General features: G+C 64.0%; 15 protein-coding genes. 4 read left to right on the top strand and 11 right to left on the bottom strand.

The features are described from left to right. The first annotated feature begins 94 nt into the window (after nt 1–94). Entirely contained in the window at nt 95–1123 is a 1029-nt protein-coding gene (locus A4C63_RS21150; protein ID WP_063914436.1) for a sensor domain-containing diguanylate cyclase, read from the top strand. Nucleotides 1124–1314: 191 nt separating this feature from the next. Here A4C63_RS21150 and A4C63_RS21145 read toward each other — a convergent pair whose 3' ends face one another. The 5 genes from A4C63_RS21145 to A4C63_RS21125 all read right to left on the bottom strand — a co-directional run bounded on the left by A4C63_RS21145 (nt 1315) and on the right by A4C63_RS21125 (nt 10019). Then, on the bottom strand, nt 1315–2574 hold the full coding sequence (locus A4C63_RS21145) for a response regulator (RefSeq protein WP_063914435.1): 1260 nt from the start codon (nt 2572–2574) through the stop codon (nt 1315–1317). Between the two features lie 136 nt (nt 2575–2710). Further along, nucleotides 2711–3988, bottom strand: coding sequence for a 4-aminobutyrate--2-oxoglutarate transaminase (gene gabT, locus A4C63_RS21140; protein ID WP_063914434.1), 1278 nt, complete (start codon nt 3986–3988; stop codon nt 2711–2713). A gap of 183 nt (nt 3989–4171) precedes the next feature. Then, a complete protein-coding gene (gene gabD, locus A4C63_RS21135; RefSeq protein WP_015268576.1) occupies nt 4172–5614 on the bottom strand; it encodes an NADP-dependent succinate-semialdehyde dehydrogenase in 1443 nt (480 codons plus the stop codon). A 338-nt stretch (nt 5615–5952) separates the two neighbouring features. Next, complete coding sequence (locus tag A4C63_RS21130) at nt 5953–7629, bottom strand: aryl-sulfate sulfotransferase (protein WP_063914433.1); 1677 nt, start codon at nt 7627–7629, stop codon at nt 5953–5955. Between the two features lie 17 nt (nt 7630–7646). Beyond that, nucleotides 7647–10019, bottom strand: coding sequence for a TonB-dependent receptor (locus tag A4C63_RS21125; protein ID WP_371106122.1), 2373 nt, complete (start codon nt 10017–10019; stop codon nt 7647–7649). 156 nt (nt 10020–10175) lie between these two features. Here A4C63_RS21125 and A4C63_RS21120 point away from each other — a divergent pair, with 156 nt between their 5' ends. Then, nucleotides 10176–11090: a LysR family transcriptional regulator gene (locus A4C63_RS21120; RefSeq protein WP_063914431.1), complete on the top strand. Its 915-nt coding sequence runs from the start codon at nt 10176–10178 to the stop codon at nt 11088–11090. A 100-nt stretch (nt 11091–11190) separates the two neighbouring features. Here the strand turns inward: A4C63_RS21120 and A4C63_RS21115 are convergent, their stop codons facing one another. After that, entirely contained in the window at nt 11191–12096 is a 906-nt protein-coding gene (locus A4C63_RS21115) for a TauD/TfdA family dioxygenase (RefSeq protein WP_063914430.1), read from the bottom strand. 37 nt (nt 12097–12133) lie between these two features. After that, nucleotides 12134–13171: an ABC transporter substrate-binding protein gene (locus tag A4C63_RS21110; RefSeq protein WP_063914429.1), complete on the bottom strand. Its 1038-nt coding sequence runs from the start codon at nt 13169–13171 to the stop codon at nt 12134–12136. Between the two features lie 297 nt (nt 13172–13468). Here A4C63_RS21110 and A4C63_RS21105 point away from each other — a divergent pair, with 297 nt between their 5' ends. Together A4C63_RS21105 and A4C63_RS21100 are read left to right on the top strand one after the other, a co-directional pair. Further along, on the top strand, nt 13469–15070 hold the full coding sequence (locus tag A4C63_RS21105; protein WP_256202961.1) for an ABC transporter permease: 1602 nt from the start codon (nt 13469–13471) through the stop codon (nt 15068–15070). Further along, complete coding sequence (locus A4C63_RS21100; RefSeq protein WP_063914428.1) at nt 15067–15930, top strand: ABC transporter ATP-binding protein; 864 nt, start codon at nt 15067–15069, stop codon at nt 15928–15930. The genes A4C63_RS21105 and A4C63_RS21100 overlap by 4 nt, the downstream gene beginning before the upstream one ends. A gap of 152 nt (nt 15931–16082) precedes the next feature. On the opposite strand, the gene A4C63_RS21095 is transcribed toward A4C63_RS21100, so the two are convergent. From A4C63_RS21095 to A4C63_RS21080, 4 genes are read right to left on the bottom strand one after another with little or no spacing between them, the layout of a single operon-like run. Beyond that, complete coding sequence (locus A4C63_RS21095) at nt 16083–16364, bottom strand: gamma-butyrobetaine hydroxylase-like domain-containing protein (RefSeq protein ID WP_063914427.1); 282 nt, start codon at nt 16362–16364, stop codon at nt 16083–16085. Continuing rightward, entirely contained in the window at nt 16364–17329 is a 966-nt protein-coding gene (locus A4C63_RS21090) for a HEAT repeat domain-containing protein (protein ID WP_063914426.1), read from the bottom strand. Before A4C63_RS21090 ends, A4C63_RS21095 begins: the two co-directional genes overlap by 1 nt. Next, nucleotides 17326–18177, bottom strand: coding sequence for an ABC transporter ATP-binding protein (locus A4C63_RS21085; protein WP_063914425.1), 852 nt, complete (start codon nt 18175–18177; stop codon nt 17326–17328). Before A4C63_RS21085 ends, A4C63_RS21090 begins: the two co-directional genes overlap by 4 nt. Continuing rightward, complete coding sequence (locus A4C63_RS21080) at nt 18177–18959, bottom strand: ABC transporter permease (protein WP_063914424.1); 783 nt, start codon at nt 18957–18959, stop codon at nt 18177–18179. Before A4C63_RS21080 ends, A4C63_RS21085 begins: the two co-directional genes overlap by 1 nt. Nucleotides 18960–18969: the final 10 nt, after the last annotated feature.

The raw sequence follows: 18969 nt of genomic DNA, 5'->3' as shown, positions 1-18969 counted from the left end.
TTGATCGGCACGCCCCCTTGGCGGGGCGTGCCGCCCGGAACTTCGCCCCTTCGTTTACACTCAAACTCGGCACATCGCCCGCGTGGCGGGCCAGATGCTGGCCGCACGCTTACACGCCGAGACCTGCTCCGTGCACATGGCCAAGAACATTCCAACGACACTGCCCGGCACGCCCCCTCCGGAGGCCGCCAAGACCTTGCTTGCGCTGCTCCACGCCCAGGGCGAGGTTGCCCGCCTGAGCGAGCGCGAGCAGCTGTTCAGCTCGCTGCTCGACAGCGTCAACGCGGTGCTTTGGGCCTTCGACTGGGAAACCCGCCAGGTGCTGTACGTCAGCCCAGCCTACGAGCGCATCTTCGGTCGCCCGGCCAGCCTGGTACTGGCCGACTACAACGAGTGGCGCGACAGCATCTACCCCGACGACCTGGAGTTCGCAGAGCGCAGCCTGGCCCAGGTACTGCTCAAGGGTTCGGTGGAGGACCGCGAATACCGCATCCTCAATGCCGACGGCCAGCTACGCTGGCTGAGCGACAAGTGCTACGTCAACCAGCAACGCGAGGGCGACCGGGTGATCATCGTCGGCATCGCCGAAGACATCACCGAGAAGAAGCAGCTCGAAGGTGAGCTGCAGCGCCTGGCCACCACCGACGCGCTGACCCAGAGCAGCAACCGCCGGCACTTCTTCGAATGCGCCCAGCAAGCCTTCGACAGCGCGCGCGAAGACGGTACGCCACTGGCCTTCCTGCTGCTGGACATCGACGACTTCAAGCGCATCAACGACAGCTACGGTCACCAGGAAGGCGACCAGGTGTTGCAGCAAATCGCCGATAGCGGCAAGGCCGTGCTACGGCGTGGTGACCTGTTCGGGCGCATTGGTGGCGAGGAGTTCGCAGCGGTGTTTCCGGGCTGCACTGCCCAGGTGGCGGAACAGATTGCCGAGCGCTTGCAACGGCAGATCCAGCGGCTGAGCTTCAGCCATGGGGAGCAGACTTACGGAGTGACGGTGAGCCAAGGGGTGACCGGGCTGACTGACGAGGATGTGGCGCTGGACAGCCTGTATGCGCGGGCCGATGCGGCGATGTACCAGGCCAAGCGACAGGGCAAGAACCAGATCGTCCGCGGCTGACTGCCTTACACAGTACTTGCTGGCCTGTGCGGTCCCTGTGGGAGCGGCCTTGTGTCGCGAAAGGGCTGCAAAGCAACCCCTGGATCTCAGCGCAGATGCACAAATGGCTGGGGCTGCTTCGCAGCCCTTTCGCGACACAAGGCCGCTCCCACAGGATCTGCGCCGGGTTCAACGAACCTAGCCCCAGAATCTCAGCTGGAAACCTCGGCCTCGGCTACCGGCGGCTCTTCCTGCGGCTTCACCTCCGGGTTCTCCACCTTACGCAACCGGCTCAGCTCCGGCAGGCCTAGCTTGAGCAGGCGCGCGGTCTTGCTGCTGGCCACCTTTTCCAGCCCCTGCCCAGCCGGCAGCCGCGACAGCTGCCCGGCCAGGTTCATGGCCAGGATCTCCCGCGAATAAACCCCGCCGCCCAACTGGTAGATCGCCGCGATCAACTCGCGCAATCCCAACGGTAGCCGCCAACGCGTACGCAGCGCCGAGCCGAACGCCGCACCGAACTCATTGAGCGAAAGCTGCACCTGGTCCTCATCCAGCTCGCCCCCGGCCAGTCGCCATTCCTGCAAGCAGCGCAGCACCGCCAGGTCGCCCAGGCAATGCAGCAGTCCTGCGCAGTAGCAACGCCCCTCGTCCAGTTCAAGCATGCGCGCCAAGGTCCGCCCATACTCGGCAGCGTGCAGCGAAAGGTCCCAGTATCGGGCCGCATGCTCGGCCAGCAGCGGGTCGCTGAGGCGCGCACTGCGCTTGAGGGTCATGCCCAGTATCAGGTTCATGCTCTGGGTGCTGCCAAGCTTGTTCAAGGCCTGCAACAACGTCTGCACAGGTGCTTCGCGGTGCAGCGCTGCGCTGTTGGCCGCAGCGATCAGGACGGCAGTGATCTGCGGGTCGCCCTGCACTTCCTCTTCAAGCACTCTAAGGTTCAGGCCCTGGGGGTTGAGCGCACGCTTGATGGCCACCTGCACATCGGCCAGCAGCGGCCCGCCATCGGCGGTAGCGCGACGCTGCTCGAGGTAGGCCGGCAGGCTGGCACCTGCCTGCAAGGCCGGCGCCGGGCAGGCGATCTCTTCGCCAACCGCCAGCAGCAGCTCTTCCAGGCGCTTGCGCAGGGTGTCCAGGTTCAGCGGCTTGCTCAGGTAGGCCGTGGGGTGCAGGGGCAGTGCCTCGCGCACACTGGCGCTGTCACTGCGGTTGCTCATGAGGATGAACGGCAAACCCGAGCCTTTGGCGCGCACCTTGCGCAACAGGTCAAGGCCATCGACGCCGGGCAGCTCGCGAGCGGCGATGATCAAGTCGGGCTTGCTGGACAGCGCGCTCAAAGCCTGCGAGCCATCGGCGCAGACCTGCAGGCGGGCATCACAGCGCACGCTGAGCAGCATTTCGCTGAGCATGTCACGTACCCAGGGGTCGCCCTCGACAATCAGTACGCTTGGTGGGGTGGGGTCTGCAGCGCTCATCGCCAACTCCTGAATAACCCTGACACACAGTCCGTCGCAGCTTCCTGAGCAAATCCTCCGACAACGATAGCGCCCCATGGCTTTCCTGGGCACAAAAAAAACCCGCCGAAGCGGGTTTTTTCTGAAGCGCATTACATCAGGCGATTTCAGCGAAGCATTCTTCGATGATAGCCAGACCTTTGTCCAGCAGAGCGTCTTCGGCGGTCAGCGGAACCAGGATACGCAGGACGTTGCCGTAGGTGCCGCAGGACAGCAGGATCAGGCCCTTCTCGCGAGCCTTGGCGACAACCTGGCCAACAGCAGCAGCGTTCGGGGTGTGAGTGCCTTTCTCGAAGACTTCGACAGCGACCATCGAGCCCAGACCACGGACGTCGCCGATGATCGGGTACTTCTTCTGGATTTCGCGCAGGCCAGTGGTCAGGCGCTCACCCACAGCTTTGCTGCGGTCCAGCAGTTTCTCTTCTTCGAACACTTCGATCACGGCCAGGGCCGCGGCGCAAGCGATCGGCGAACCGGCGTAGGTGCCACCCAGGCCACCTGGAGCGATGGCGTCCATGTACTCGGCCTTGCCGCACACGCCGGCCAGCGGGAAGCCGCCAGCGATGGATTTGGCGAAGGTGGTCAGGTCAGGCGCAACGCCCATCTGTTCCATGGCGAAGAAGGTGCCAGTACGGCCAGCGCCGGTCTGTACTTCGTCTGCGATCAGCAGGATGCCGTGCTGGTCGCACAGGGCGCGCAGGCGCTGCATCAGCTCTTTCGGCGCTGGCAGGAAGCCGCCTTCGCCTTGTACCGGCTCAAGGATGATCGCGGCGATGTCGCGCGGCTCGGCGTCGTTCTTGAAGATGCGCTCGACCGAGGCGATGGCGTCGTCAACGCTGATGCCGTGCAGTTCGCTCGGGAACAGGGCGCGGAAGATGCCACCTGGCATCAGGCCCATGCCAGCGGAGTACGGCACGACCTTGCCGGTCAGGCCCAGGGTCATCATGGTACGGCCGTGGTAGCCGCCGGTGAAGGCGATGACGCCAGCGCGGCCAGTGGCGGCACGGGCGATCTTGACGGCGTTTTCAACGGCTTCGGAGCCGGTGGTGACCAGCAGGGTCTTCTTGTCGAAGTTGCCTGGGACCAGCTTGTTGATCTTTTCGCACAGCTCTACATAGGGTTCGTAGGCCAGCACCTGGAAGCAGGTGTGGCTGACCTTGGTCAGCTGCTCTTGCACGGCCGCAACCACTTTCGGGTGCAGGTGGCCGGTGTTCAGTACTGCGATGCCGCCGGCGAAGTCGATCAGTTCGCGGCCTTCAACGTCGATCACGGTCGAGTTCTTCGCGGTATCGACGAAGATCGGGTGGATCTGGCCAACGCCACGTGGGACGGCGGCGACACGACGTTGCATCAAGGATTCGTTGGTCTTGCTCATAATGCCCTCATTGCGCCGGTTTGGAGTGGCGCTTTTATTCGGGGGTGGCTGGGAGTGCTCGCGAACAGTATTCGTTGATCGACTGCCGTGAACGCCCTGGCCACCAGGTACTGCGATGTAAAAAAGGCCAGCGAGACGTCGCTCTCGCGCCCCGCTGGCAGAGGTAAAGCCGTTACCGTGCGATCAGACGCTGATGCACAGGTATTTGATTTCGAGGTAGTCCTCGATACCGTACTTGGAACCTTCGCGGCCCAGGCCCGAAGCCTTGATGCCACCGAACGGTGCTACTTCGTTGGAGATCAGGCCGGTGTTGATACCGACCATGCCGTATTCCAGGGCTTCGGCAACACGGAACACACGGCTCATGTCGCGAGCGTAGAAGTACGAGGCCAGGCCGAACTCGGTGTCGTTGGACATGGCGATGACTTCGGCCTCGTCCTTGAAGCGGAACAGCGGCGCCAGCGGGCCGAAGGTCTCTTCCTTGGCGACGGCAGCGGTCTTCGGTACGTCGACCAGAATGGTCGGCTCGAAGAAGTTGCCTTCGATGATCTTGCCACCGGACAGGACCTTGGCGCCTTTGCCAACGGCGTCTTCGATGTGTTCCTGGACCTTGGCGACAGCCTTGCCGTCGATCAGCGGGCCAGTGGTGGTGCCTTCTTCCAGGCCGTTACCGATCTTCAGCTTGGCAACTGCGGCAGCCAGCTTCTGGGCGAACGCGTCGTAGACGCCGTCCTGCACGTAGATACGGTTGGCGCAGACGCAGGTCTGACCGTTGTTGCGGTACTTGGAGATGATCGCGCCCTCGACCGCCTTGTCCAGATCGGCGTCGTCGAACACGATGAACGGGGCGTTGCCACCCAGCTCCAGGGAAACCTTCTTGATGTCCTTGGCGCATTCTTCCATCAGCTGGCGACCGATTTCGGTCGAGCCGGTGAAGGACAGCTTGCGAACCAGGGAGTTGCCGGTCAGTTCACCGCCAACTTCGCCAGCGCTGCCGGTAACCACGCTCAGCACGCCAGCCGGGATGCCGGCACGGTGGGCCAGCTCGACCAGGGCCAGGGCGGAGTATGGGGTCTGCGAGGCAGGCTTGAGCACCATGGTGCAGCCAGCGGCCAGGGCCGGGCCGGCTTTACGGGTGATCATGGCGGCCGGGAAGTTCCACGGAGTGATGGCCGCGGTAACGCCGATTGGCTGCTTGATGACGATCAGGCGCTTGTCTGGCTGGTGGCCGGGGATGGTGTCACCGTAGACGCGCTTGGCTTCTTCGGCGAACCACTCGATGAACGAAGCGGCGTAGGCGATTTCGCCCTTGGCTTCGGCCAGCGGCTTGCCTTGTTCGGTGGTCATCAGGCGAGCCAGGTCGTCCTGGTTCTCGATCATCAGTTCGAACCAGCGACGCAGCTTGGCCGAACGCTCTTTGGCGGTCAGGGCACGCCAGGCCGGCAGGGCCTTGTCGGCGGCTTCGATGGCGCGGCGGGTTTCCGCGGTGCCCATCTTCGGCACGGTACCGATGACTTCACCAGTGGCCGGGTTGGTGACCTTGATGGTCTGGCCGTTGTCCGCATCCAGCCACTCACCATTGATGTAGGCTTGCTGGCGGAACAACTGAGCGTCTTTGAGCTGCATGTCGGCTTCCCGAATTGTTGATTGTTGAAAAGCGCCCAAGGCAGGGCATCGAGCGTTTGAAATCTCAAACGAATGCTAAGCGGCTGCTGGGGTGTTGGACAATAGGCTGTTCGAAAAAAAGAACGAATGGTTGAACACCCTGGCGGAAATTTCATCATTTGCATAATGGCAACGGGCCTCTTCGCGGGCACGCCCGCTCCCACAAGTACCCCACCGGTTTCGAACTCGGTGCAGTACCTGTGGGAGCGGGCGTGCCCGCGAAGAGGCCAGTACAGGTTAGACGAACGCGCTGAAGGAAATGTGATGGGAGGACCGACGGCCCTCCCGGAAGGGATGAATCAGAACGCCTTGGCCAGGTCGATCACCAAGGCCCGGTAACCCACGCTGCCCGGCTGCCGGCTGTGCACCTTCAGCTCCACCAGCACCTCCTGGGTCCCGCGCCGCACTTCGTTGAGCACGGTGGTGGTCAGTTTCTCCGGAGTCAGAAAGTTCACCGACGCCGAGTAGATGAACTGGGTGTCGGTCTCCGGCCGGTAAGCCACCACCGAGGTCACCGGGCTGTACCACTCGTCGCCGCGCTCCTTGCCGTATTCCCATACCTGCTCGACCGTGCCCTTGGCCTCGTCGATACGGTACTCCACCGCCCTGCTGTAGTTTCCGGTCAGCCTGGTTGGCGCAAAGTCGCGGCCCCAGCCGTTGTCGAACACGGTCAGCGTGCCTTTGCCGGTCAGCCAGGCGGTATGCTGGGTCCACGACCAGTCGAAGCTTTCGCTCGCCACCGGCGTCAGTACTTTCTTGCGCAGACGCTCAGGCCAGCCTTGGGGCGAGGCGAGAATCCACTTCACCTGCTTGTCGCGGCCTATCTTCACCACGCCCTGATGCCGTGCTGAAACGATGATGCTGTCGTCATCAGCGTCGTAATCGATGGCATTGACGTGTGCCCAGTTGCGCCCGGTGCCCACCCCCGGAGTGTCACCAAAGGGCAAGTCGCCCTCGGCCAGTTCGTTGGCCAGCCGTTCGTCCTGTTTCTGCACCCCAGTCGGCAACTGGATGGCTGCCTTGCCCAAGGTCTCCAGCAGATCGCCACGGTACGGGTCGAGGATCTGGTTGAGGTCCCAGAAGTCCAGCACATCACCGGCCTCGTTGACCTCGATGATGTGGTCGCGGATCGAGCGCACGCGCTTGCCGTCGGGCCGGCGATAGTCGCTGGTGCCCACCCGCAGCAGGTAGGTGCCATTGGCGGTCTCGCGGATTTCATGGGAGAAATCGGCAAACTTGTCGGGCAGCGTGCGTTGCCAGATGCGCCGGCCCAGCAGGTCGTACTTGGAGTAGGTCTGGCCTTGACCCCAGATCAGCTTGCCATCGCGGGTCTGCTGGAAGCCCATGGTGCCACCCAGGCCATCACGACGGTTGGAGTCGTGGATCTGCTCGATGTCCAGGTACCAGCGCACGTCGCCATTGCTGTCGGCGATCCAGTTGTTACCCACCTGGTCCCATTCTGCCGCGCCGCCCAGTGCGTTCCATTTGAAGGCTCGCCCGCCCGGGATGTCCCCCTGCAGGTGGTTGAACAGGTACAGGCGCTTTTCAAAGCCTGGCGCTACCTTGACCGGCTGCACCTCAGGCAAGGCGGCGGTCTGCTTGGCCACCACCGGCAGGCGCACCGCTGGTGCGTAGATCTGGTACTGCTCGCGGATACGCTCGCCGTCGAACTTGTAGGTCACTTCCACCTGGTTGACGTGATCCGGGTACAGGCCGAATACCGGGATACCGCCGTAGGTCCACAACGAGCGGTCGGAGACCTCGTAGGCGATGTCCACACCGCGCTCGCCCCGCCCCAACACGCGTACGTGCGCGGCACTCAGGCTGCGCCCACCGTCGCGAATGATCGCGGTCAGCGGCGCCAGGCGATACGGGTTGACCACCACGTCGCCGAGCAGCGCCTCGTCACGTTCAGGGACCTTGGCGGTCAGGCAGGCGCCTTCAGGCAATGCAGGGGTTTCGGTCTTGGCATTCATGGCATAGCTCCTTGTGCTCAGAAGTCGTAACGGGCGGTGGCGCCGAAAGTGCGCGGGGTGCCGAGCACGCCGGCATAGCCACCGTTGGCGGAGTTCCACAGGCTGGTGAAGTAGGTCTTGTCACCGGCGTTCTTCACCCACAGCGACAGGTCGACCACGCCGTCGCCCTGGTCCAGGCGCACACCGGCGGAAAGGTTGACCAGCGCGTAGCTGGGGATCTGGCCGAAATCGGAATCGTCGATGGTGCCCACCGCCTTCGAGCGGAAGGCGTAACTGGCGGTGACATAGGGTTCGATGTGCTCGCTGGCCTGCCACTTGTACTGGGTGTTCAGGTTGGCGATGTACTTGGAGGCGCCGACCACCTGGTGGCCGGACAGGTCGCAGGTGGCAGTGGCATTGGCCAGGCTCACTTCAGGCGGGCATGGGGCGTCCTTGTAGTCTGTGTAGCGCACGTCGTTCCACGAGCCGTTGAAGTTGACCGTGAGGCCGCGCACCGGCAACGCCGTGGCTTCAAACTCCAGGCCACGCGAGCGCACGCTGCCGGCGTTGGCCAGGTACTGCACGCGGTTGATCTGGTCGTAGACGTTGGCCTGGTAGCCATGCACTTCGGCCCAGAACAGGTTGGTATTGAGTTGCAGGCGGTCATCGAACAGCGAGCTTTTCAAGCCGACTTCGGCGTTGTTGACCTGCTCGGTGCCGACCAGCAGCGAGTCGGTGCCCAGCCGTGGCGCAGCGCCAACGGTAAGGTTGATACCGCCAGACTTCTCGCCGTGGGTCAGGGTGGCGTAGCCCAGCAACTGCTCGTTGAAGCGGTAGCTCAGGCCCAGCAGGCCGGAGGGGCTGAAACTGTACTGGTTGAGATCACCTGAGTCGTAGGCCCCTACCCGGCCCTGGCGCGCTGCTGCGGCGGCCCCGGTTACTGCTGCGCCACCGGTTGGTGCATCGCGGGTCACCCAGGCGCTCTTTTCTTCATAGGTGCCGCGAATGCCGGCGGTGAAGTCCAGGCGGTCGGTGATGTGCCAGGTGCCTTGGGCAAACAGGGCGTAGCTGTCCGTGTCGATGTGCCCGTTGCCAATGGTGTCGACGTTGGCCAGGGCGCCGGCCGGGGTGAGGTTCCAGATGTCCGCCTGCGGCCCGTAGAAAGTGAAGGATTTGTTGTCCAGGTCCTGCTTGAAGTAGTACGCGCCCAGCACGTAGTCGAAGGCACCGCCGGTGGGTGAGGCCAAACGGATCTCCTGGGAATACTGCTTGTCGCGCACCGATACCCCGGCGCTGTAGAACACCGGCACGTTGAGGCCGTCATCGTTGCGCGGGGTGAAGTCCCACCAGCGGTAGGCGGTGATCGAGGTCAGGGTGAAGTCGTTGGGCAAGGTCCAGTTGGCCTCCACCGAGGTACCGCCCTGGAACACCGTCACTTGCTGGTCGGCGTCGAAGTTGACCTTGCGGTGCTTGCCCGACACCAGCGTCGCGCCAGCCTGGGCGGCCAGGCTTTCGTAGCGGTTGACGCCATTGATGGTCGGCCCGGTGCTGTACAGGCTGAGGATGCCATTGTCGGAATCTTCTTCGTTGTATTCGCCGATCCAGCGCAGGTTGAAGGTTTCGCTCGGTTTGAACAGCAGCTGGGTACGAAAGCCTTGGCGCTTGCCGCCGTTGAGGTCGTCGCCGTTGTGGACGTTCTTCACATAGCCGTCGTCCTCGGTGCGATAGGCGCTGATGCGCCCGGCCAGCGTGTCGCTGATCGGCCCCGAGAAGCTGCCTTGGGTTTGCAGGTAGCCGTCTTCACCAATCGACTGCTGGATGCTGCCCTCGCGGTGGAAGGTGGGCTTGCGTGTGGTGATGTTGAGCACGCCGGCGGTGGTGTTCTTGCCGAACAGCGTGCCTTGCGGGCCGCGCAGCACTTCCAGTTGCTCCACATCCAGCAGGTCGAACACCGCCATGCCGGGGCGGCCGAGGTAGACGTTGTCCAGGTAGATGCCGACGCTGCCTTCCAGGCCATCGCTGGCCGGGTTGTTGCCCAGCCCACGGATCGAGATGCTCGACTGGCGGGCATGAACGTAAGCGACGTTGGTGCTGGGCACCAGTTGCTGCAGGTCCTGCACGCGGTAGATGCGCTGGCTTTCCAGGGTTTCGCTGTCGAGCACGCTGATCGGCGTGGGCACGCTTTGCGCGGTTTCTTCGCGGCGGCGGGCGTTGACCGTGACAGTGCCGAGCTTGGCTTCCTGCTCCACCGCCGGGGTGGCACTGACCGGCTCTTCGGCGAAGCTGGCAGAGGACGCCGCCAGTAGTACGCCGGCAGCCAAGGGTTGCAAGGTGAAACGCGACGCGCGCGCAGGCCAACGGGAAACTCCGGACATGCAAATGCTCCTTGAGGCATGGGCCCTGGCGAGCATTTCCGTTGGCGGAACCGAATCGCGGTCAGTCGGGCTTATATTCTTTTAGGCGATATAAATATTTGTAATTCATATTTTGTGGAATAAGTGACTCCCTTTATAAGGGGGCTAACCCTTGTCAGCAATTGCATTCGACCGAAAGTTTCAATGTAAAAAATGCATATCGATCTCCGTCAGCTGCGCCACTACATTGCCCTTGTCGAGCACCGCAGCTTCGTTGCTGCGGCGGCTGCGGTGAACCTGTCGCAATCAGCGTTCAGCCGCAGCATCCAGACCCTCGAGCACAACATCGGCTGCCGCCTGGTGGACCGCGCCAGCAAGGAGCTGGCGCCAACCCGCCAGGGCTTGCTGGTGCTGGAACACTCGCGGCGGCTGGTGCATGGGGCGCACAACCTGGTCAACGAGATTCACCAGTTCAATGGCGCCACCACCGGCGTGGTGCGCTTCGGCTCCGGCCCGGCGCCAGCCGGGGGGTTGGTGCCGCGGGCAGTGGCCCGCTTCGTCGCCGAATACCCGGCGGCGCGTACCTGCTTCCAGGTGGATAACTGGCAGGCGCTGAACCGCAAACTGGTTGCCGAGGAGATCGAGTTCTTCGTCGCCGACACCCGCCAGTTCGAGTCTGACCCGGACTACCAGGTGCACAAGCTGGCGCCGCAGCGCTGGCATTTCTGCTGCCGCGTCGGGCACCCGTTGACCGAGCGCGAGACCGTGCAGGCGCGTGACCTGTTCGACTACCCGCTGGCCACCACCTTCCGCCCGCCGAACATCCGCAAGATCCTCAGCGACCTCAGCGGGCGGCAGGATTTTCTGCCGACGGTGGAGTGCGAGCATGGCTATGCGCTGCTGAATGTGGTGATGCATTCGGACACCATCGGCATTGCCTGCAATGCCAACTTGCGGCCGTATCAGCGTGACGGGGGATTGGTGGCATTGCAGCTGGCCGACCTAACGGTGGAGCAGGAGGAAGCGTTCTACACCCGCTATGGGGTGGTGAGCCGGGTGGGGTATGGGCTATCGCCGTTGGCTCAGGGGCTGGTCAGGCAGTTGATTGCCTGCGATACCGAGGTGTGACCGACGCCCCCCTGTGGGAGCGGGTTTACCCGCGAATACGATGGCGAATTCATTGACGCATTCGCGGGTAAATCCGCTCCCACAGGGTCTTCTAAATCTCTCAAACTTTGCGGGTTGTCCGGCTCAACTGGCCATCCACCCCGACCGGCACTTCACCAGCCAGGGTCACCCGCCGCACCACACGCGGCTGGGTGCCGTAATCATCCACCGCATAATGCTGCGTCGCGCGGTTATCCCAGATCGCCACGTCCCCTGCCTGCCAGCGCCAGCGTACGGTGTTCTCCAGGCGCGTCACATGCCCTTGCAGCACCGCGAACAGGTGCTGCGAATCCGCCAGCGAATAACCTTTGATGCGCTTCACGAAATGCCCCAGCTGCAGCACCCGCTCGCCACTGATCGGGTGCACGCGCACCACCGGGTGCTCGGTCTCGTACACCGTCGAGGTGAATACGTTGCGATAGCGCTCCAGCTTGGCCGGGTCCACATCGGGCTTCACGCTGGCGTAATCGTATTCGTTGCTGTGCACCGCCCACAGTTTGTCGGCCAGCTCGCGCAGCGGCTCGGGCAGCTCCTGGTACGCCGTGGCGGTGTTGGCCCACACAGTGTCGCCACCGGATGCCGGCGCCACCACGCTGCGCAGGATCGAGGCCTTGGGGTAGGCATCGACGAAGGTCACGTCGGTGTGCCAGGAGTTGGCCCGCTGGCCTTCGGCGCCATCAAGCTGCAACAGGTAACTGGTGCCGTCGACCACCGGCACGGTGGGGTGGGCGACCGGCTCGCCGAGCAGCTTGGCGAAGGCTTCCTGGCTTTGGTCATCCAGGTGGGTCTGGCCACGGAAGAAGATCACCTTGTGCTTCACCAGCGCGGCCTGGATGGCATCGAGGGTGGCGGCATCAAGGTCGGCGGACAATTGCACCCCGCGAATTTCGGCGCCGATACGGCCGGCAACAGGGTGAATGTCGAGTTCGAAGGTTTGTGGCGCGGTGGCCAGGGCGGCGTTGCTCATGGTCGTGTCCTTGCGGTCATTGTCGGGTTTCTGAAGTTCAGCGGGCGGCCTGCACGGCCTGTTTCTGTTGCAGGGCGGCATCGAGGAAGCGCGGTTCGATCCAGTCGGCCACCTGGAAGCTGCGACGGATCAGGCGCTCCTTGGCGGCCAGGTCCACGCCCTGCTGCAGCTGGCCGACGAATTCGGCGTCCAGGCGTGGATCGAAGTAATGGGCAAGGTCTTCCTTGGCCAAGTCGTCGCTGAGGATGCTGCGCGGCCAGTTGGCATTGCTGGCCACCAGCTCGACGTAGGCCTCGCGGTTGTGTTCGTCGCGCAGCCAGGCGCTGGCCTGTTGCTGGGCATTGACCAGGCGCTGCACCAGCTCGGGGTATTTGCGGATGAAATCGCCAGTGCCCAGCAGCACCGCCTGGGTGCTGCCAGCGCCTTCCAGGTCACGCGAGTTGACCGGTAGCTCGACCAGCCCGCGCTCGCGAAGCGACAGCAGGTTGGACAGGCCCCAGGTGGCGTCGATCTGCTTGGCGGCCAGCGCGGCGTTGGCGGCGTTGAAGTCCAGGTTGATCACCTTCAGCTCGCGCTCGCTCAGCCCTTGGCTGGCCAGGGCGCTGGCGAACGACAGCTGGTTGGCGGTGCCACGGAACACCGCCACGCGCTTGCCCTTGAGGTCGTGCAGGGTCTTGATGCCGGAGCCGGGCACCACGCCCAGGTAGCTCTTTACCCCACGTACGCCCGCCGACAGCACGCGGGTATCCAGGCCATTGGCCTTGCCGACGATGGCGGCCAGGTCGCCGAGGTAGGCGAAATCGGCCTGGCCGTTGGCCAACGCCTCGTTCACCACCGGCCCGGCGCCCTTGAAGAAGTGCCAGTCGATACGAATACCGTCCTTGGCAAATTCTTTCTCCAGCAGTTGCTGGTCACGCAGCACGTCGACCACGCCACCGGCGCTGGGCTTGCTGCCCGCGCTGAGGTCGGGCACGGCGATGCGGATGCTTGCGGGCTTGGCCGGTTCAGCCGCGTGGGCGCTGAGGGTGAAGGCCAGCCCAAGGGCAGTGATCAGGTGGCGCAGCGGGGTTTTCATGGCAAGGCTCCTTGGCAGGCTGCCACCGGCGATGGCCGGCGCTTTGGCCAGAAGCTAGGCAGGTCTGGTTAGAACCTACAAAGATCAAAACTTCATTCTTCAGTAACTGGAAGGCATAAATCAGGCGGCATGCGGGCCTGCGGCTGGCTTGCGGAAAATGCATGGAAAATATGAGGAAAACGCAACGGCGAGAGGCTTCCGTATGCATGAAGCGCATGCTCTTATCTCTTGAAAGTCATTTTTTGGAATTTTTAATTCCCTAAATGAATAACCTAACAACGCTTCGAGAGATGGCCGATGAATGGAGTTCTGAGCAGAGGTCGGGGGTGGCTCCGGGGGGCGCTGCGCGACCCTTTCGCGACGCAAGGCCGTTCCCACAAGGATCGCGCCCGCCTGTTGCCTTGGGTCTTGCCTGTGCTGGTTGCATTGCTGTGGGTAGTGGCCAGCCGGGAGCACTGGATGAGCGAGCAGATTCTGCCGGCACCCGCATTGGTGTGGCAGAGCGCGGTGGAGTTTGGCTCCGGCGAGTTGTGGGGGCATCTGTGGATAAGCTTGCAGCGGTTGTTCTGGGGGTTGGCGGTCGGCATCGGCAGCGGGTTGCTGCTGGGTGTCTGGCTGGGTGCTTCGCGGCGAGCGCAGACGCTGGTGCTGCCGACCTTCGTGGCACTGGCACAGATTCCTACCCTGGCCTGGATCCCTTTGTTCATGCTGTTCTTCGGGATCGGCGAGTTGCTCAAGCTGGTGGTGCTGGTGAAAGCCGTGGTGGTCCCCGTTACCTTGCACACGCTGGTCGGTGTACGGGATGCCCAGCCCAAGCTGCGAGAGGCCGCTGCAGTGCTGCGCCTGCCTCGCCATCTACTGTTCCTGCGCCTGCTGCTGCCGGCTGCCCTGCCCGCCTTCCTCACCGGCGTGCGCCTGGCCCTGGCCACCGGCTGGACCTCGCTGCTGGCGGTCGAACTGCTGGCCTCCAGCGAAGGGATTGGCTACCTGATGGTGTGGGGACGACAGCTGTTCATGCTCGACCTGGTACTGCTGTGCATCCTGGTGATCGGCCTGGTCGGCGCGCTGCTCGAGCGCAGTTTCTCCGCCCTGGAAAAGCGCCTGCTGTACTGGCCGCAAGCGGCCACAGGAGAGCAGCAGCGTGGCCCCGTGCCGCAAGGTTGGCAAAGCCTGCTGCTACCACTGGCACTGTTAGCGCTGTGGCAGGCCTGCAGCAGCTTTGGCTGGGTCGACAGCAACATCCTGACCTCGCCACTTGAAGTGTTGCGCACCCTACTGACCGGTCTGGCTGATGGTTCGCTGCCGCAGGCCTTGCTGCTGAGCCTGCAGCGCGCCCTGGCCGGCTTGCTGCTGGGCGGTGGCGCTGGCCTGCTGGTCGGTTTGCTATTGGGGCTTTCGGCCAATGCCGAACGTGTCTTCGGGCCTAGCCTGTCGGCCTTGCGTCAGGTAGCGCTGTTTGCCTGGGTGCCGCTGCTCACGGCCTGGTTCGGCCTGGGTGAAGGGGCCAAGCAGGTATTCGTCGGCATGGCTGCGTTCTTCCCGTTGCTGATCGCCACCCAGCGCGGCATCGCCAGCCTCTCGCCACAGCTTGGCGAAGCGGCGCGTACCTTGCGCCTGACCCTATGGCAACGCCTGCGCCTGCTAGTGCTGCCTGGTGCGGCCCCGGCCATTTTCGCCGGCCTGCGCCTGTCGCTGATCTACGCCTGGCTGGGCACCATCGGCGCCGAATACTTCATGCCCTCGGACGGCGGCATCGCCAGCCTGATGATCGGCGCCCAGCAACTGTTCCGCATGGACCAGGTAATGGCCGCCATGCTGTTGATCGGCCTGGTCGGTGCCCTGCTCGGCACCCTTGGACAACGCCTCGAATCACGCGCCACGCGCTGGAGAACCGCATGAACGCCTTCAATACCTCGCACCTGCACGCGGCCAACCAGCCCGATGCCTCCCCGCCTCTGGTCAGCTTCGAGGGGGTCGGCAAAGTGTTCAGCGTCGATGGCCAGCCGCTGGAAGCCATCCGCAACTTCAACCTGTCGATCAACCAAGGCGAATTCATCGCCATCGTCGGCGCTTCCGGCTGTGGCAAGTCCACCCTGCTGCGCCTGCTGGTAGGGCTGGATACCGACTACAGCGGCAACATCCGTGTCGACGGCCACACTGTCAGCGGCATTGGTAGCGAACGCGGCATCGTGTTTCAGGAACACCGGCTGTTCCCCTGGCTGAGCGTGGAACAGAACATTGCCCTGGGCCTGGTCAACGAACCGCTAACCCAGGGTGAACGCGCGCGGCGGGTACACGAGTTCGTGCAACTGGTGGGGCTGGTCGGCTTCGAGTCGGCCTATCCACACCAGCTGTCCGGCGGCATGGCCCAGCGCGTCGCGATTGCCCGAGGCCTGGTAGCCAGCCCGCGTATCCTGCTGCTCGACGAGCCGTTCGGCGCACTGGATGCACTGACCCGCCAGCAACTGCAGGACGAGCTGCTGGCCATTCGCGAACGTGCCGGCATCACCACGCTACTGGTAACCCATGACGCCGAAGAGGCGACCTACCTGGCCGACCGGGTGGTGGTTCTGGAGCCGAGGCCGGGGCGGATCAAGTCGGTGGTGGAGATCGACTTGCCACACCCACGGTTGCGTACGGGCGTAGCACTTCACGGGCTGCGAGAGAAGGTGCTGCACCAGATCACCGGGGATGGCGGCTACCTGGCGCCGCCGGTGCGACGGGTCGAAGGGCTCAGGCCGGAGCTGATTGCGCTCTGAGCCTGTGGGAGCGGGCATGCCCTCGAAGAATCCAACGCGGTGGCTGGCACCGGCTACGCCGGTGTTCGCGGGCTTGCCCGCTCCCACAGGAACCGCGCATTTTCTGAGCCTCGCATCAAACCTGTGGGAGCGGGCATGCCCGCGAAAAAGACTCACTGGGCAATCAGGTCACGCAGGTAAGCCCAAGGGTAGATACCCCGCTCATGCCCATCGCTGAACACCAGTTGTACGCCATATCCTTGCGGCTCGATTTGCACCACGCGCACATCATCACGCACCAGGCTGATGCCCCCCTGCAGCCGTGCCGCCCGGCATTGCGAACAGGGGCAGGCACCGCGCAGGCGGGCATGGCTGAGGCTATGTTCGCCGTCTTGCCATTGCAGCACCAGTTGCCCAGGCCCGCGCATGTTGCGAATAGCTTGTGGGGCGTTCATCAGGAGGCCCCGCGCAGTTGCGCCATGGCAATCCGCACAGCCTTGCGCACCTCGGGGTCGTTATCGGCCTCGGCGGCCTGCAGCACCGGCAAGGCACGCGCCTGGCCCAGCTCCCCCAGGGCCAGAGCCGCCTCCTTGCGCAGGTTGGCAATACCGTGGCCAAGCAACTCGCCAAGCGCGTCCAGTGCCGCAGCATGACGCAGCCGCCCCAGAGACCTAGCCGCACGCAAACGTACTTGCCAGAAGTCATCGGCAAGGGCATTTACCAGTGCTGGGCCTGCTGGGGCCAGGCCCACCTTGCCTAGCGTGGTGGCGGCTTCTTCGCGCACTTGCCAGGCCTTGTCAGTCAATGCAGCCACCAATGCTGGCACCACCGAGCTGTCGCGCGCGAGGCCCAGCGCACCGATGGCCGCGCGGCGCACCTCGGTGTCCGGCTCGTCTTCGGCAAGCTTTGCCAATGCTGGCAACGCCGGTTGGTGCTTGAGCCAGCCAAGAATACCCACGGCCTCACGCCGGACCGCGGCGTCGTCATCGGCCAGGGCCAGCAGTGCAGGCGCCGCAGCGTCTTCCAGGCGCAGCTCGCGCAAGGCACGCAGGGCGCTGGCACGGACGAAGGCATCAGCATGCTTGACCCATGGCAGGATCAGCTGACCGGTTTCAAGGCTCTTGAGTTCGCTGAGGCTCTGCGCGGCAGCCAGCCGTACCGGCTCGGCAGCATCGGCCAGCGCAGCGCACAGGACCTGCACAACTTCGGGTTCTTCCCAGGCCTCGAGCAGGCGCGCGGCCTCGGCACGCACCTCGTCGGCAGCATCCACCAGCAGTGCATCGGTAAGCCATGGCAAGCCATCCGGGTCTTCCAGGTCGGCCAGTTCGATCAGGGCGATGCGGCGCACACCTGCGTCAGCGGCACCAAGGCGAGGCAGCAGAGCAAGGATGTCGGGGTTGTCAGTCGTTCGTTCAGTCATAGCGCGATCCGTAGCGGTGGGTGCTCAGTGTCCGGCAGGCCCAGCGGGGTCAGGCGCGGAAGTTCGCGGCCTTCCTCGTGACGGAGCAAGGCCAGACAGTGACGCTTGAGGTGAGTGAATTCAGGGCTGGTCAGCAGGCTGGCGCGGCGTGGGCGCGGAAATTCCAGGTGCAGGTCTTCGATAAAGCGACCAGGTCGCGGACTCATCACCAGGATACGGTCGGCCAGGAACAGCGCCTCGTCGATATCGTGGGTGACGAACACCACGGTGGTGCGGATGCTTGCCCAGATATCCAGCAACAGCTCCTGCATGCGTGTACGGGTTTGCGCATCCAGGGCACCGAAGGGTTCGTCCATCAGCAATAGCCGCGGGCGGTTGATCAGCACCCGGGCAATCTCGGCCCGTTGCTGCATACCGCCGGACAGCTGGCTGGGCCAGCGCTCGGCAAAGTCGTCCAGCCCCACCAGTTGCAGCATTTCGCGAGCCTGCCGGCGACGTTCGGCGCGGCCCTGACCCTGCATCTTCAAGCCGAAGGCCACGTTGTCGAGCACGCTACGCCAGGGCAGCAAGGTGTGGTGCTGGAACACCATGCCACGCTGCGGTGACGGCCCGGCAACGGTCTGGCCATCCACGCTCAACTGGCCGCTGCTGGGCACCAGGTGCCCGGCCAGGGCGCCGAGCAACGTCGACTTGCCGCAACCGGAAGGGCCAAGAATGCAGACGAACTCGCCTGGCTCTACGGCAAAGTCCAGACGCCGCACCGCCTCGAATGCTTCGCTGCCGTGCCCCAGGCGAATCGACAGGCCATGCCCGTCGATACGCCCTGGCGCTGGTTGATAACTGTTCATCAGCTGGCCCTCCGCGTGCGATACCAAGGCGTGACCAACTCCCCAAGTCGTTTGACCAGGGCGCTGCTGCCCATGCCCAGCACGCCGATCAGCAGCATGCCGACGACGATGTCCGGGTAGTTTTGCAAGGTGTAGGACTCCCAGGTGTAGTAGCCGATCCCGAACTGTCCGGAAATCATCTCGGCGGTGACCAGGCAGAACCATGAGGTACCCATGCCGATGGCCAGGCCCGTGACGATGTTCGGTAACGCCCCAGGCAACACCACTTCGCGCAGGATCGACCAACGCCCTGCACCGAGGCTGCGCGCCGATGCTACCAGGCGCGGGTCGATGGCCTCGACGCCGTGCACGGTGTTCAGCAGGATGGGGAACAACGCGCCAGTGAACGTTATGAACACCATCGACAGTTCCGACGACGGGAACATCAGTATCGCCAGCGGGATCCACGCCACCGCCGGAATCGGCCGCAGCACTTCGAGTGGCGGCAACAGGGTGTCCTCTGCCCATTTCGAGCGACCGATCAACAACCCCAGAGCCACACCAATCAGCGCCGCGGTGGCATAACCGGCAAACACCCGCGACAGGCTGCTGCCCAGGTGCGCCAGCAGGGTGCTGGAGGTCAGCAACTGCCAGGCAGCTTCCAGCACCGCCTTCGGTGTGGGGACATAGGTGAACGTCAGCAGCCCGAGGTCCAGCCTGATGCTCGCCGCGACCTGCCAGAACAGCAGGCAGGCCAGCAGCGAAGTCAGGCGCACCGGCCAGCGCTTGAGGTTGCAGGTCATGTCGGTGCCT

It is taken from the genome of Pseudomonas sp. p21, from assembly GCF_001642705.1.
Taxonomy (GTDB): domain Bacteria; phylum Pseudomonadota; class Gammaproteobacteria; order Pseudomonadales; family Pseudomonadaceae; genus Aquipseudomonas.
The sequence above is the reverse complement of the archived record's forward strand: the minus strand, read 5'-3'. Positions and strand labels throughout refer to the sequence as shown.

What these genes read in the sequence shown, in the direction of transcription:
- A4C63_RS21130 (WP_063914433.1), bottom strand. Translation starts at nt 7,629, where the DNA reads ATGAATGCCAAGACCGAAACCCCTGCATTGCCTGAAGGCGCCTGCCTG.
- A4C63_RS21095 (WP_063914427.1), bottom strand. Translation starts at nt 16,364, where the DNA reads ATGAACGCCCCACAAGCTATTCGCAACATGCGCGGGCCTGGGCAACTG.
- A4C63_RS21125 (WP_371106122.1), bottom strand. Translation starts at nt 10,019, where the DNA reads ATGCTCGCCAGGGCCCATGCCTCAAGGAGCATTTGCATGTCCGGAGTT.
- A4C63_RS21145 (WP_063914435.1), bottom strand. Translation starts at nt 2,574, where the DNA reads ATGAGCGCTGCAGACCCCACCCCACCAAGCGTACTGATTGTCGAGGGC.
- A4C63_RS21120 (WP_063914431.1), top strand. Translation starts at nt 10,176, where the DNA reads ATGCATATCGATCTCCGTCAGCTGCGCCACTACATTGCCCTTGTCGAG.
- gabT (WP_063914434.1), bottom strand. Translation starts at nt 3,988, where the DNA reads ATGAGCAAGACCAACGAATCCTTGATGCAACGTCGTGTCGCCGCCGTC.
- A4C63_RS21090 (WP_063914426.1), bottom strand. Translation starts at nt 17,329, where the DNA reads ATGACTGAACGAACGACTGACAACCCCGACATCCTTGCTCTGCTGCCT.
- A4C63_RS21110 (WP_063914429.1), bottom strand. Translation starts at nt 13,171, where the DNA reads ATGAAAACCCCGCTGCGCCACCTGATCACTGCCCTTGGGCTGGCCTTC.
- gabD (WP_015268576.1), bottom strand. Translation starts at nt 5,614, where the DNA reads ATGCAGCTCAAAGACGCTCAGTTGTTCCGCCAGCAAGCCTACATCAAT.
- A4C63_RS21085 (WP_063914425.1), bottom strand. Translation starts at nt 18,177, where the DNA reads ATGAACAGTTATCAACCAGCGCCAGGGCGTATCGACGGGCATGGCCTG.
- A4C63_RS21080 (WP_063914424.1), bottom strand. Translation starts at nt 18,959, where the DNA reads ATGACCTGCAACCTCAAGCGCTGGCCGGTGCGCCTGACTTCGCTGCTG.
- A4C63_RS21115 (WP_063914430.1), bottom strand. Translation starts at nt 12,096, where the DNA reads ATGAGCAACGCCGCCCTGGCCACCGCGCCACAAACCTTCGAACTCGAC.
- A4C63_RS21100 (WP_063914428.1), top strand. Translation starts at nt 15,067, where the DNA reads ATGAACGCCTTCAATACCTCGCACCTGCACGCGGCCAACCAGCCCGAT.
- A4C63_RS21105 (WP_256202961.1), top strand. Translation starts at nt 13,469, where the DNA reads ATGAATGGAGTTCTGAGCAGAGGTCGGGGGTGGCTCCGGGGGGCGCTG.
- A4C63_RS21150 (WP_063914436.1), top strand. Translation starts at nt 95, where the DNA reads ATGCTGGCCGCACGCTTACACGCCGAGACCTGCTCCGTGCACATGGCC.